The organism is Pseudomonas sp. LBUM1659 (genome assembly GCF_059716045.1).
On sequence record NZ_CP166797.1, the window covers coordinates 2,107,552 to 2,121,020 of the forward strand.

General features: G+C 56.9%; 8 protein-coding genes, 2 tRNA genes, 2 rRNA genes and 1 pseudogene. 11 read left to right on the forward strand and 2 right to left on the reverse strand.

The genetic code is table 11. The features are described 5' to 3' along the window. The first annotated feature begins 59 nt into the window (after positions 1-59). The 5 genes from ACA048_RS09560 (at position 60) to mrdA (ending at position 5,813) form a co-directional block, all read left to right on the forward strand. Positions 60-136, forward strand: a tRNA-Ile gene (locus ACA048_RS09560). Between the two features lie 30 nt (positions 137-166). Beyond that, positions 167-242, forward strand: a tRNA-Ala gene (locus tag ACA048_RS09565). A 236-nt stretch (positions 243-478) separates the two neighbouring features. Beyond that, positions 479-3,370, forward strand: a 23S ribosomal RNA gene (locus ACA048_RS09570). Between the two features lie 156 nt (positions 3,371-3,526). After that, positions 3,527-3,642, forward strand: a 5S ribosomal RNA gene (gene rrf / locus ACA048_RS09575). Between the two features lie 278 nt (positions 3,643-3,920). Beyond that, positions 3,921-5,813, forward strand: coding sequence for a penicillin-binding protein 2 (mrdA, locus tag ACA048_RS09580; RefSeq protein ID WP_497628892.1), 1,893 nt, complete (start codon positions 3,921-3,923; stop codon positions 5,811-5,813). An 11-nt stretch (positions 5,814-5,824) separates the two neighbouring features. Here the strand turns inward: mrdA and ACA048_RS09585 are convergent, their stop codons facing one another. After that, positions 5,825-6,784: a LysR family transcriptional regulator gene (locus ACA048_RS09585; RefSeq protein ID WP_497628893.1), complete on the reverse strand. Its 960-nt coding sequence runs from the start codon at positions 6,782-6,784 to the stop codon at positions 5,825-5,827. A gap of 156 nt (positions 6,785-6,940) precedes the next feature. Between ACA048_RS09585 and ACA048_RS09590 the strand changes: the two genes are divergently transcribed. The 6 genes and pseudogenes from ACA048_RS09590 to ACA048_RS09615 all read left to right on the forward strand — a co-directional run bounded on the left by ACA048_RS09590 (position 6,941) and on the right by ACA048_RS09615 (position 12,442). Beyond that, a complete protein-coding gene (locus tag ACA048_RS09590) occupies positions 6,941-8,242 on the forward strand; it encodes an MFS transporter (protein WP_497628894.1) in 1,302 nt (433 codons plus the stop codon). Continuing rightward, positions 8,239-8,994: a class II aldolase/adducin family protein gene (locus ACA048_RS09595; protein ID WP_497628895.1), complete on the forward strand. Its 756-nt coding sequence runs from the start codon at positions 8,239-8,241 to the stop codon at positions 8,992-8,994. The genes ACA048_RS09590 and ACA048_RS09595 overlap by 4 nt, the downstream gene beginning before the upstream one ends. Then, a pseudogene (locus ACA048_RS09600) lies at positions 8,991-9,920 on the forward strand (2-hydroxyacid dehydrogenase). The gene ACA048_RS09595 and the pseudogene ACA048_RS09600 overlap by 4 nt, the downstream one beginning before the upstream one ends. Positions 9,921-10,047: 127 nt before the next feature. Continuing rightward, on the forward strand, positions 10,048-11,427 hold the full coding sequence (locus tag ACA048_RS09605; protein ID WP_497628896.1) for an MFS transporter: 1,380 nt from the start codon (positions 10,048-10,050) through the stop codon (positions 11,425-11,427). 18 nt (positions 11,428-11,445) lie between these two features. Further along, positions 11,446-11,838 (forward strand): RidA family protein, encoded by a 393-nt coding sequence (locus tag ACA048_RS09610; RefSeq protein WP_497628897.1) that lies wholly within the window; start codon positions 11,446-11,448, stop codon positions 11,836-11,838. Next, positions 11,831-12,442 (forward strand): RraA family protein, encoded by a 612-nt coding sequence (locus ACA048_RS09615; protein WP_497628898.1) that lies wholly within the window; start codon positions 11,831-11,833, stop codon positions 12,440-12,442. The genes ACA048_RS09610 and ACA048_RS09615 overlap by 8 nt, the downstream gene beginning before the upstream one ends. On the opposite strand, the gene ACA048_RS09620 is transcribed toward ACA048_RS09615, so the two are convergent. After that, on the reverse strand, positions 12,439-13,371 hold the full coding sequence (locus tag ACA048_RS09620) for a LysR family transcriptional regulator (RefSeq protein ID WP_497628899.1): 933 nt from the start codon (positions 13,369-13,371) through the stop codon (positions 12,439-12,441). The genes ACA048_RS09615 and ACA048_RS09620 overlap by 4 nt on opposite strands. Positions 13,372-13,469 lie beyond the last annotated feature (98 nt).

Here is a 13,469-nt window from a genome sequence, read left to right on the forward strand (position 1 = left end):
GCGCACCCCATGCTTTGTGGTAAAGAGCAGGGTGAGGTCGGCCTTAGTAGCTCGAAATTGGGTCTGTAGCTCAGTTGGTTAGAGCGCACCCCTGATAAGGGTGAGGTCGGCAGTTCGAATCTGCCCAGACCCACCAATTTTGTGTGGGAAACGCCTGTAGAAATACGGGGCCATAGCTCAGCTGGGAGAGCGCCTGCCTTGCACGCAGGAGGTCAACGGTTCGATCCCGTTTGGCTCCACCACTACTGCTTCTGTTTGTATAAAGCTTAGAAATGAGCATTCCATCGTGGTGATGGTGAATGTTGATTTCTAGTCTTTGACTAGTTCGTTCTTTAAAAATTTGGGTATGTGATAGAAAGATAGACTGGACGTTACTTTCACTGGTAGCGGATCAGGCTAAGGTAAAATTTGTGAGTTAAATTGCGAATTTTCGGCGAATGTCGTCTTCACAGTATAACCAGATTGCTTGGGGTTATATGGTCAAGTGAAGAAGCGCATACGGTGGATGCCTTGGCAGTCAGAGGCGATGAAAGACGTGGTAGCCTGCGAAAAGCTTCGGGGAGTCGGCAAACAGACTTTGATCCGGAGATGTCTGAATGGGGGAACCCAGCCATCATAAGATGGTTATCTTAAGCTGAATACATAGGCTTAAGAGGCGAACCAGGGGAACTGAAACATCTAAGTACCCTGAGGAAAAGAAATCAACCGAGATTCCCTTAGTAGTGGCGAGCGAACGGGGACTAGCCCTTAAGTGGCTTTGAGATTAGCGGAACGCTCTGGAAAGTGCGGCCATAGTGGGTGATAGCCCTGTACGCGAAAATCTCTTGGTCATGAAATCGAGTAGGACGGAGCACGAGAAACTTTGTCTGAATATGGGGGGACCATCCTCCAAGGCTAAATACTACTGACTGACCGATAGTGAACTAGTACCGTGAGGGAAAGGCGAAAAGAACCCCGGAGAGGGGAGTGAAATAGATCCTGAAACCGTATGCGTACAAGCAGTGGGAGCCCACTTTGTTGGGTGACTGCGTACCTTTTGTATAATGGGTCAGCGACTTATTTTCAGTGGCGAGCTTAACCGAATAGGGGAGGCGTAGCGAAAGCGAGTCTTAATAGGGCGTCTAGTCGCTGGGAATAGACCCGAAACCGGGCGATCTATCCATGGGCAGGTTGAAGGTTGGGTAACACTAACTGGAGGACCGAACCGACTACCGTTGAAAAGTTAGCGGATGACCTGTGGATCGGAGTGAAAGGCTAATCAAGCTCGGAGATAGCTGGTTCTCCTCGAAAGCTATTTAGGTAGCGCCTCATGTATCACTGTAGGGGGTAGAGCACTGTTTCGGCTAGGGGGTCATCCCGACTTACCAAACCGATGCAAACTCCGAATACCTACAAGTGCCGAGCATGGGAGACACACGGCGGGTGCTAACGTCCGTCGTGAAAAGGGAAACAACCCAGACCGTCAGCTAAGGTCCCAAAGTTATGGTTAAGTGGGAAACGATGTGGGAAGGCTTAGACAGCTAGGAGGTTGGCTTAGAAGCAGCCACCCTTTAAAGAAAGCGTAATAGCTCACTAGTCGAGTCGGCCTGCGCGGAAGATGTAACGGGGCTCAAACCATACACCGAAGCTACGGGTATCACTTAGGTGATGCGGTAGAGGAGCGTTCTGTAAGCCTGTGAAGGTGAGTTGAGAAGCTTGCTGGAGGTATCAGAAGTGCGAATGCTGACATGAGTAACGACAATGGGTGTGAAAAACACCCACGCCGAAAGACCAAGGTTTCCTGCGCAACGTTAATCGACGCAGGGTTAGTCGGTCCCTAAGGCGAGGCTGAAAAGCGTAGTCGATGGAAAACAGGTTAATATTCCTGTACTTCTGGTTATTGCGATGGAGGGACGGAGAAGGCTAGGCCAGCTTGGCGTTGGTTGTCCAAGTTTAAGGTGGTAGGCTGGAATCTTAGGTAAATCCGGGATTCTAAGGCCGAGAGCTGATGACGAGTGTACTTTTAGTACACGAAGTGGTTGATGCCATGCTTCCAAGAAAAGCTTCTAAGCTTCAGGTAACCAGGAACCGTACCCCAAACCGACACAGGTGGTTGGGTAGAGAATACCAAGGCGCTTGAGAGAACTCGGGTGAAGGAACTAGGCAAAATGGCACCGTAACTTCGGGAGAAGGTGCGCCGGTGAGGGTGAAGCATTTACTGCGTAAGCCCATGCCGGTCGAAGATACCAGGCCGCTGCGACTGTTTATTAAAAACACAGCACTCTGCAAACACGAAAGTGGACGTATAGGGTGTGACGCCTGCCCGGTGCCGGAAGGTTAATTGATGGGGTTAGCTAACGCGAAGCTCTTGATCGAAGCCCCGGTAAACGGCGGCCGTAACTATAACGGTCCTAAGGTAGCGAAATTCCTTGTCGGGTAAGTTCCGACCTGCACGAATGGCGTAACGATGGCGGCGCTGTCTCCACCCGAGACTCAGTGAAATTGAAATCGCTGTGAAGATGCAGTGTATCCGCGGCTAGACGGAAAGACCCCGTGAACCTTTACTATAGCTTTGCACTGGACTTTGAATTTGCTTGTGTAGGATAGGTGGGAGGCTTTGAAGCGTGGACGCCAGTTCGCGTGGAGCCAACCTTGAAATACCACCCTGGCAACTTTGAGGTTCTAACTCAGGTCCGTTATCCGGATCGAGGACAGTGTATGGTGGGTAGTTTGACTGGGGCGGTCTCCTCCTAAAGAGTAACGGAGGAGTACGAAGGTGCGCTCAGACCGGTCGGAAATCGGTCGTAGAGTATAAAGGCAAAAGCGCGCTTGACTGCGAGACAGACACGTCGAGCAGGTACGAAAGTAGGTCTTAGTGATCCGGTGGTTCTGTATGGAAGGGCCATCGCTCAACGGATAAAAGGTACTCCGGGGATAACAGGCTGATACCGCCCAAGAGTTCATATCGACGGCGGTGTTTGGCACCTCGATGTCGGCTCATCACATCCTGGGGCTGAAGCCGGTCCCAAGGGTATGGCTGTTCGCCATTTAAAGTGGTACGCGAGCTGGGTTTAGAACGTCGTGAGACAGTTCGGTCCCTATCTGCCGTGGACGTTTGAGATTTGAGAGGGGCTGCTCCTAGTACGAGAGGACCGGAGTGGACGAACCTCTGGTGTTCCGGTTGTCACGCCAGTGGCATTGCCGGGTAGCTATGTTCGGAATAGATAACCGCTGAAAGCATCTAAGCGGGAAACTAGCCTCAAGATGAGATCTCACTGGGACCTTGAGTCCCCTGAAGGGCCGTCGAAGACTACGACGTTGATAGGTTGGGTGTGTAAGCGCTGTGAGGCGTTGAGCTAACCAATACTAATTGCCCGTGAGGCTTGACCATATAACACCCAAGCAATCTGTGAACTCGAAAGAGACCAGATTGCGGTGTGTGAAGACGATACACAGTCGAAAATTCGAAACGAAACACACAAATCTATTACATACCCATTCGCTGGAGCGTGATCTCGCAAGAGAAAACGACCTGGCTACCGAATTTCTTGACGACCATAGAGCATTGGAACCACCTGATCCCATCCCGAACTCAGCAGTGAAACGATGCATCGCCGATGGTAGTGTGGGGTTTCCCCATGTGAGAGTAGGTCATCGTCAAGATTAAATTCCGAAACCCCTATCTGCGTATGCAGGTAGGGGTTTTGTTTTGCCCGCAGGAAAGTGCTGTGCGTCCCGTACTCACACGCTCATCAGCAAGAAAAACCTATGAATGGGAACACAGAGCAGGTGACTGTCGTTTTGATCGTTAAGGGCAACCGTTAGAGGAATTCGAACTAAAGTGACCGGGCGGTTTTTGGTATGGTGCAGCTCGTTTTTTAACGGACTGATTTCAAGCCTACGGATCGGCATCCTTTTTTAGTTAAAGAGCTGCTGCGGAAATGCCCGAACCGATACCGATCAAGGACCACGATAAAGAGACGCGCCTGGTCAACAAAAGACTAATGGCTTGCGGCTTGTTCGTCGTCGCTATTTCCTGCGCGCTGATGGTGCGCATGTATGTCCTGCAGGTGGTCGAATTCGACTATCACTCGACCATCTCCGAAAACAACCGTGTCCACGTCCTGCCGATCACGCCCACCCGAGGACTGATATACGACCGAAATTGCGCGGTTCTGGCGGACAACCGGCCGAGCTTCAATCTGACAATCACCCGCGAACGCGCCTCCGATGTCAAAGAGGAGCTGGATGAGGTGGTCAACCTCCTGCACCTGTCGACAGAAGATCGAACGTTGTTCGACAAGGCAATGAAGCAGGGCCGTCATCCGTTCGTGCCGGTCACCCTGTTCTATGAACTGAGCGAAGAGCAGATCGCGGTACTGGCGGTCAACGAGTTCCGTTTGCCGGGGATCGATGTCGAGCCTCAGTTCGTTCGCCACTACCCGATGGGCGCTCACTTCGCGCATTCGATTGGCTACGTCGGTCGCATCAACGAGAAGGAATCCAAAGCCCTGGATACGGTGGAATATCGTGGCACCCAATCTATCGGCAAAACCGGCATTGAAAAATTCTACGAGTCCGAGTTGCATGGCCAGGTCGGCTATGAAGAAGTCGAAACCAACGCCCAGGGCCGTGTGCTGCGCGTGCTCAAGCACACTGATCCGGTCCCCGGCAAAAACATCGTCCTGAGCCTGGACGTCAAACTTCAGGAAGCCGCCGAAGTAGCCTTGGGTGATCGTCGAGGTTCAGTCGTGGCGCTCGACCCGTCGACCGGTGAAGTGCTGGCAATGGTCAGCAAGCCAAGCTTCGACCCGAACCTGTTCGTCACCGGGATCAGCTTCAAGGAATACGCGGCGCTGCACGACTCCATCGACCGTCCGCTGTTCAACCGCGTGCTGCGAGGTCTCTACGCGCCGGGTTCGACCATCAAACCGGAGGTGGCCATTGCCGGCCTCGACGCTGGCGTCGTCACCCCACAGACCCGTGTCTTTGATCCGGGTTACTACCAACTCCCGGACTACGATCACAAATACCGTAACTGGAACCACAGCGGCGACGGTTGGGTGGATATGGACGCAGCGATCATGCGCTCCAACGATACCTACTTCTACGATCTGGCCCACAAGCTGGGCATCGATCGCCTGCACGACTACATGGCGATGTTCGGCCTCGGCGAGAAGGTCTCGCTGGACATGTTCGAAGAGTCTGCCGGTCTGATGCCGTCCCAAGCCTGGAAGCGTGCCACACGCCGTCAGGCCTGGTTTCCTGGCGAGACGGTGATCCTCGGCATCGGTCAGGGCTACATGCAGGTCACACCGCTGCAATTGGCCCAGGCCACCGCGCTAATTGCCAACAAAGGCGTGTGGAATAGACCGCATCTGGCCAAGACTGTGAACGGTGTAGCGCCGGTGGATGAGCACCCTATGCCCAACATCCTGCTCAAGGACCCGCGTGACTGGGAACAGGTCAACCACGGCATGCAGATGGTGATGCACGACGCTCGTGGGATTGCCCGGGCGGCAGCGCTGGGGGCTCAATACCGCATTGCTGGCAAGAGTGGTACCGCGCAAGTTGTCGCAATCAAGCAGGGCGAGCGTTACAACCGCGCGAAAACCCGGGAGCGTAACCGCGATAACGCCTTGTTCGTCGGCTTCGCTCCGGCCGAGCACCCGAAGATTGTCATCTCGGTGATGATCGAAAACGGCGAGGCCGGTGGTCGCGTTGCCGGTCCAGTGGTCCGACAGATCATGGACGCCTGGCTACTTGATCAGGACGGTCATCTGAAACCGCAATACGCCGCCCCGAGCAAGGCCGGGGGCGACCCTCACGTCTAGGGGGCAAGGCTTCACAGCACAGGCTCACGAATGCTGAGCATGTGCTGGAAGCTTTCGAGGAACACGGTTTCGGCCTGGCTCATCTTCTGCTCGCGATTCCACAACAGCTGGATATCGAAATCCACCACGCCATCTTCCGGCGGCAACCGCCAGAGCAAACCTTGCTCGACATCCCGGCGCACCAGGTGTATCGGCAGACAGCCAATGCCATACCCAGCGCAGATCAAGCGGTAAATTTCTTCGAAACTGGTTGATGTTGCGACGATCTTGCCGGTAAAGCCTTGCTGGTCACGAAACAGTGTCAGCGGCGAAAGGTTGCCGCCGAGTTGGTCACTGGTGAAGCTGACGAAGTTCTCTACGGCAAGCTGTTCCAGGGTCAGATTTTTTTGCCCGAACAGCCGATGACGCTGGCCGCAAAAGTAGGCATAAGTCTCGCGAAACAGGACTCGCTGCTCCAGGCGCGGTTGCGGTAAACGACACAGGCCAACGCCAACGGTCGCGGTCTTTTGCAGCAGCGAACTGATGATGTTCGAGCTGCCCATCACTTCGACTTCCAGCTCGATTTTCGGGTGGGTCTCATGAAAGTCAGCGAGGAAGTCATCGTAGTGCCGAGCCTGCACGCCGCTGACGGTGAGGATGCGAATCTTGCCCACCACGTCATCGTGGCGACTCTCCACCACCGTACCCAAACGAGAAATATCGCCGTAGATATCAGCTGCAATGCGCAGAACTTCTTCTCCGGTTTCCGTCAGCTCAAACCGTCGCCCGCTGCGGGCAATCAACACACATTCCAGCTGTTCCTCCAGCCGTTTCAGTGCCTGACTGACGGCTGATTGGGTGATGTGTAAACGTGCGGCGGCCCGGCTCATGCTGCCTTCCTGGCCGATCACCAAATAGGTGCGCAGCAGGTTCCAGTCGAGGCGGTCATTCAGAAAGCGACGACCGACCCACGGGTTTGAAGTGGAGGGCATAATTAGTCCATGTAGTAGCAGTGCTAATAGTAAAGATAAGAATATGAAAATTGACTAATCCTGCCACGGAAGCGATAAAGCCCACAAGCGCCACAGAGTGCAACCGTATACAGCCTTCAGTACCTGCCCAAAACTATAAATACACAGGGTCCTTGCATGCACACTACCCCTCAACCGCGAAGAGCCGCGGCCGCAGCCTTCATTGGCACGACCATCGAGTTCTACGACTTCTACATCTACGCGACGGCGGCGGCGCTGGTGCTTGGGCAAGTGTTCTTTCCCAGCAGCGATCCGGTGATGAGCACTCTGGCAGCCTTCGGCAGTTTCGCCGTCGGTTTCATCGCCCGGCCCATGGCCGGTATGGTGTTCGGTCATCTGGGTGATCGACTCGGTCGCAAAAAGATGTTGCTGGTGACCATGGCATTGATGGGCCTGGCTACCGCTGGCATCGGTTTGTTACCGAGCTACGCCAGTGCCGGCATCTGGGCGCCGATCGGCCTGATCGTGCTGCGGTTGATCCAGGGGATTTCGGTCGGTGGCGAGTGGGGCGGTGCCGTGTTGATGGCCAGCGAGCACGCACCGGCCAAGCGCAAAACCTTCTACGCATCCTTTGCCCAACTTGGCAGCCCGGCCGGATTGCTGCTGGCGTTGATCGCCTTTCGATTGGTGACGTCCCTTGAACCGGCAGACTTTCTCGCCTGGGGCTGGCGTCTGCCGTTTCTGGCCAGCGGTGTGTTGATGATGGTCGGTCTGATGATCCGCTCAGGCGTTCACGAGTCACCAGAATTCGCCAAGGCGCGTGACAATAACGAGACGGCCAAATACCCGGTGAAAGACGTTATTCGCACCTGCTGGCGGCAGATCCTGTTCGCCGCCGCGGCGGTGACCATCGGTTCGGCCGGGTTCTTCTTTACCAACACCTTCATGATCACCTACGTCACCCAGTATCAGGGCATCGCACGTTCGACGATTCTCGATTGCCTGTTCCTGGTGACCGTCATTCAGCTGCTCTCGCAACCGCTCTCCGCGTTGCTGGCCGAGCGCATCGGCGAAGGCCGCTTCCTCAAACTCGTCGCGCTGCTGTGCATGGTCACGCCATACCCGATGTTCATGCTGGTGGGCACGCAGAACATTGTGCTGATGACCGTCGGCATTGCTCTGGCGGTGGTGATTCTCTCGGCGCTGTACGCGGTGATCGCCGGTTACATGACCCAGGCATTTCCGGTGCACCTGCGCTACTCGGGCATTTCCATCGCTTACCAGTTGAGTTGCGCCCTGGCCGGCGGCACCACGCCGCTGATCGGCACGCTGCTGGCAAGCAAGTTTTCCGGACAATGGTTGCCGCTGGCGGTGTTCTTCACCTTGCTCTCGGCGCTGTCCTTGATCGGTGTTTGCGGCCTCGCGCGACTGCGCGCTAACCCGGTCGTCACCCACGCTGCTAAAGAGGTGTATTTGTGAGTAAACCTGAACACATCGGCCCGGTTGAATGGCAAGCCCGTTGCGAACTGGCTGCACTGTATCGCCTGGTCGCGCATTTTCGCATGACCGACTTGATTGACACTCACATCACCCTGCGGATTCCGGGACCTGAGCATCATTTTCTGATCAATCGCTACGGGGTAATTTTCGACCGCATGCGCGCCTCGGACCTGGTGCGGATCGATCAGGATGGGCGAGTGGTCGATCCGGCTTATGAAGGTTACCGGGTCAACGCCGCAGGTTTCGTCATTCACTCGGCGATCCACATGGCCCGCCCCGATTTGAATTGCGTGATTCACACCCACACCGCCGCCGGCATGGCGGTCGCCGCGCAGAAGCAAGGCTTGCTGCCGATCAGTCAGCACGCGCTCAAGTTCTACGGCAAGCTGGCGTATCACACCTATGAAGGCATCGCCCTGTCTCTGGATGAACGCGAGCGTTTGATCGCCGATCTGGGGCCGCACCGCGCGATGGTCTTGCGAAATCACGGCTTGTTGGTCGGAGGCTCCAGCGTGGCGCAGGCGTTCCAGGAAATTCACTTTCTGGAGCGCGCCTGTCAGGCCCAGGTCGCGGCACTGGCCGGTGGTTCGGCGTTGCATTATCCGTCCCCGGAAGTCTGTGCGCACACCGCAGAACAGTTTGACCGCGATGAACAGGACAACATCATCGACCTGGCCTGGGAGGCCGCTTTAACCCTGATCGAATCCCAGCGCGAGTCCTATCTCTCATGAACACCGTGGTTCTGCTGTCTCGCGACACCTTGTTGATCAAGCAATTGCAGGCCGCGTTTGCCCGCAGTGCACCGCAACTCACCACCGTGCTGGCTGATGATCCGCAGGCCGCCAACGCGCAGATTGCCGCGTGCTGGTTTCCGTTACCGGGCAGCCTCGCTGCGTTGCCGAACCTGCAGGTCATTCACTCTGTGGCGGCGGGAATCGATCACCTGGATCACGACCCGTCGTGTCCGGACCTGCCCGTGTGCCGAGTAGTCGATCCCGGCCATCGCCAGGGCATGACGGAGTACGTGCGCTGGGCGGTGATCCACTATCACCGTGGCTTCGACAGAGTGCTGGAGCAGCAACAACAACAACGCTGGGAGCGCCCACTGCAACGGACGGCGGGGCAGTTCAAGGTCGGGGTCATGGGCCTCGGGTCGTTGGGCAGTGCCATTGCCCAGGACCTCGCCGCCGCCGGTTAAGACGTGCGTGGTTGGGCGCGCCGCAGCAAGGATTTGCCGGGTGTACAGACGTTCGCCGGTGCGGAAAAACTGAATCTGTTTCTCGATGGATTGGAGTTGCTGATCAACCTGTTGCCGCTGACCAGCGAAACCCGCGGCATCCTCGGCAGCGCAACGTTCGAGCGGCTCGCCAATGGCGCCGCGCTGGTCAATTGTGGTCGCGGCGGTCATCTGAATATCGACGACCTTGAACAAGCGCTGACCCGAGGAAAACTGCGTGGCGCTTTACTGGATGTTTTCGAACAAGAACCACTGCCGGTCGATCACCGTCTCTGGACGATGCCCGGCGTCACCATTACCCCCCATATGGCATCGGCGGCCTCCCACGATTGCATTGCCGAACAAGTAGCGGAAAATTTTCGCCGTTTAAATGCCGGTGAACCGTTATTGAACTGCGCAGACCGAACACTCGGTTATTAATAAACACGTGCCTTGCAAACTCGCCCGCATAGTTGGGCGGGATATAACAACAATCGCCACTTCGAACGTTTTACTGCCAGTCAAAACAATTAAATAACGAGTTCTTGAAGAATTCCTGGAGACAGTAATGAGCGATCTATCGCCTGTAGAAAAGTCCGGCGCACCTCCGGAAGTTGCAATAAGCATGAAGAAAGTGGCCGTGGCCAGTGTCATCGGCACCACGGTGGAATGGTACGACCTGTTTGTTTTCGCCACGGCTTCGGCGCTGGTGTTCAACAAAGTGTTCTTTCCGGATTTCGATCCGTTGATCGGTACATTACTGGCGTTCGGTACGTTTGCTTCGGCGTATCTGGCCCGGATTGTCGGCGCGGCACTGTTCGGTCATTTCGGTGACCGCTTGGGACGCAAGTCGATGTTGTTGGTTTCACTGCTGACCATGGGGGCCGCTACTTTCGCCATCGGGTTATTACCTAACTACGCGGCCATTGGTATCTGGGCGCCGATTCTGTTGTTGCTGCTGAGGGTGATTCAAGGCCTGGCGTTAGGTGGCGAGTGGGGCGGGGCGGTGCTGATGGCGGTGGAACATGCTCCCGCCAACAAACGCGGTTTGTACGGTTCCTGGGTTCAGATCGGCGTCCCGGCCGGGACCATGATTGCCAACTTGGCCTTCCTGCTGATTGCCGCGTGGCTGTCCCCTGAAGACCTGTTGGCCTGGGGCTGGCGTATTCCGTTCCTGGCCAGCGTGCTGCTGATCGCCGTGGGCTTGTACATCCGCTTGAACATCGCTGAAACCCCGGCCTTCAACAAGGTCAAGGAAGCCGAGGTGCAGGTGAAAATGCCGCTGGCGGAAGTGTTTCGCAAGTACTGGAAACAAGTGGTGCTGGGCGGGATCGCCACCATGTCGACCGGGGCATCGTTCAACATCATCGTTGCCTTCGGACTGACTTACGGCACGCAGAATCTCGGCTTCAGCCGCAGCGTGATGCTCGGCGTGGTGTTGCTGTCCTGTGCCTGGTGCATCGTCATGTTGCCGGTGTTCGGCGCATTGTCGGACCGCTATGGACGCAAGCCGATCATCGTCGCCGGCATCGTGGCCGAAGCGTTGGTGGCATTCCCGATGTTCTGGTTGATGGACACCAAAGAGCTGTCGCTGGTGATCTTCGCCTACCTGATGTTGATGACCGCGTTCGCCGCCAATTACGGACCGATTGCGACGTTCCTGGCCGAACTGTTCGGCACCCGTGTGCGTTATTCGGGACTGTCCATCAGCTACATGTTGTCCGGCCTGCTCGGTAGCGCGGCGACGCCCATCGTCACCACGGCATTGTTGGCGGCGACCGGCAAAGGTTCTTCGGTGGCCTGGTACATGATCGGCGCGGCGTTGATTTCGTTAGTGGCGCTGTTGCTGCTGACCGAGACCTTCAAGCGAGACATCAGCGACGTGCCGGCGGCAGTGCCGGGCGACGATCAACCCGCTCGCAAACCTTTCAAATCGGCTGCGGCCTGATCCATGGAGTTCAATAACATGCGCAGAATTCAATCGGCCCCGGGCTTCATCGGCCCGGTCGGCCCGTACTCGCAAGCGGTGGTCAGCGGCCACCTGGTGTTTACCGCCGGGCAGATCCCGGCCCAGAGCGGGCTCGATGACCAACCGGCCCACTTCACCGAACAAGTGCGGCAGACCTTGCGCAACCTGGAGGCGATCCTGATTGAAGCCGGGTCGGACTTCAGCCACGTGATCAAGGTCAACGCGTACCTCACCGACCCCGCGCAACTGGAACCGTTTAACGCGATGTATCGCGAGTTCCTCGGCCACGCGCCGCCAGCACGCACCACCGTGTGTGTAGCGCTCTGGGGCGTTTTGCTGGAAATCGATTGCGTGGCCGAGTTGATTGCCAAGGAGCCGCAACATGGATGAGTCCCGGCTGATCGAACAGCTCAACGCCGTGAGTTTTCCGACCCTCGGGCATTTTCTGGAGGAGGGTTTTGCCGATTCGCAACTGCGAGCCATGGTGCCCAATGTGAAACTGGTCGGCCGTGCGCTGACCCTGAAACTGGTGGGCGCCGACGCGATTGCGGTCAACCAGGCCCTGGCGCTTATCCAGCCCGGCGATGTGCTGGTGATCGACACCGACGGTGACTGGCAACATGCGCCAGTGGGCGCTGTCACCAGTTGCGCGGCGCGTTGCGCTGGTGCGGTGGGCATTGTGGTGGACGGCGCGGTGACCGACTTGCTCGAACTGCGTGAAGGCGGATTACCGGTCTTCGCCCGAGGTACGATCCTGCTGACCACCAAGCTGCATGGCCATGGCGACAGCCAGATCAATCAGCCGATTCACTGTGCCGGCGTTACGGTACGTCCGGGGGATCTGGTGCTGGCGGACGACAACGGTGTGTTGTTTCTTGACTGGCAAACAGCGGCCGGTGTCATCGACCAGGCGTTGGCGTCCGATCGTGCCGAGCCACGGTTGCTGGAGCGCCTGCGCGCCGGTGAACCGTTGGCGCAGGTGTTGCGCGTTTAGGTCGTCAGGCAGCGTTGCAGGCTCTCGAGAAAGATCGTCTCGGCCCGACTCATGCGCTGCTCGCGGTTCCACAGCAAATGAATGTCCACATCGGCAATCCCTTCGTGGGGCGGCAGGCGCCAGAGCAGTCCGGCGTCGACGTCCGCCACCACCACGTGCTCGGGCAAACAACCGATACCGAACCCGGCGATCACCAGTCGCCGGACTTCCTCCAGGCTCGCTGACGAGGCGACGATCCGTCCGCTGAAGCCTTTCTGATCACGAAAAATCGTCAGCGGCGAGAGCATGCCGCCAATCTGGTCGCTGGTGAAACTGACGAAATTCTCTCGCTGCAAATCCCCTTCGGCGACGTTCTGTTGGCCGAACATTGCATGATGCTTGCCGCAGAAAAACGCATAACGCTGACGCAGGAACAGCCGTTGTTCCAAGCGCGGTTGCGGGCGGCGATTGAGGCTCAGGCCGAGTGTCGCGGTTTTTTCCTGAAGGGCGCTGACGATGTCGGAACTGCGCATCACGTCGACTTCCAGATCCACGCGCGGATGCTGGCGGTGGAAGTCTGCGAGGAAGTCGTCGAAGCGCTCCGAAAAGATCCGGCTGATGATCAACAGCCGAACCTTGCCGATCACTTCGTCGGCCGGCTGCTCCAGCACGCTGCTGACTTGGGACATCTGCCCGTAGATTTCCCCGGCCAGTACGAAGATCTGTTCACCGACTTCGGTCAGAGCAAACCGTGGCCCGCGACGGGCGATCAGTTGTCGGCCCAGTTGCTCCTCCAGGCGCTTCAGCGCCTGGCTCACCGCCGGTTGCGTCAGGTGCAGGCGGGCGGCGGCACGACTGATGCTCAGCTCCTGGCCGATCACCCGAAAGGTACGCAGCAGGTTCCAGTCCAGGCGGTCATTGAGCAAGCGTTGCAAATCGCGTTCTGCCATGGCGGCTCTCGATTATAAGCTGGTGTAATAGTCCGCATAATAAATAGAAAATTGACTAATCATAGCCCCGGGACGATAAATCATCTCCAGACAGGCGC

Excerpts from the sequence above, each read along its gene's own strand:
- mrdA (WP_497628892.1), top strand. The coding sequence starts at position 3,921 with ATGCCCGAACCGATACCGATCAAGGACCACGATAAAGAGACGCGCCTG.
- ACA048_RS09585 (WP_497628893.1), bottom strand. The coding sequence starts at position 6,784 with ATGCCCTCCACTTCAAACCCGTGGGTCGGTCGTCGCTTTCTGAATGAC.
- ACA048_RS09590 (WP_497628894.1), top strand. The coding sequence starts at position 6,941 with ATGCACACTACCCCTCAACCGCGAAGAGCCGCGGCCGCAGCCTTCATT.
- ACA048_RS09605 (WP_497628896.1), top strand. The coding sequence starts at position 10,048 with ATGAGCGATCTATCGCCTGTAGAAAAGTCCGGCGCACCTCCGGAAGTT.
- ACA048_RS09610 (WP_497628897.1), top strand. The coding sequence starts at position 11,446 with ATGCGCAGAATTCAATCGGCCCCGGGCTTCATCGGCCCGGTCGGCCCG.
- ACA048_RS09615 (WP_497628898.1), top strand. The coding sequence starts at position 11,831 with ATGGATGAGTCCCGGCTGATCGAACAGCTCAACGCCGTGAGTTTTCCG.
- ACA048_RS09620 (WP_497628899.1), bottom strand. The coding sequence starts at position 13,371 with ATGGCAGAACGCGATTTGCAACGCTTGCTCAATGACCGCCTGGACTGG.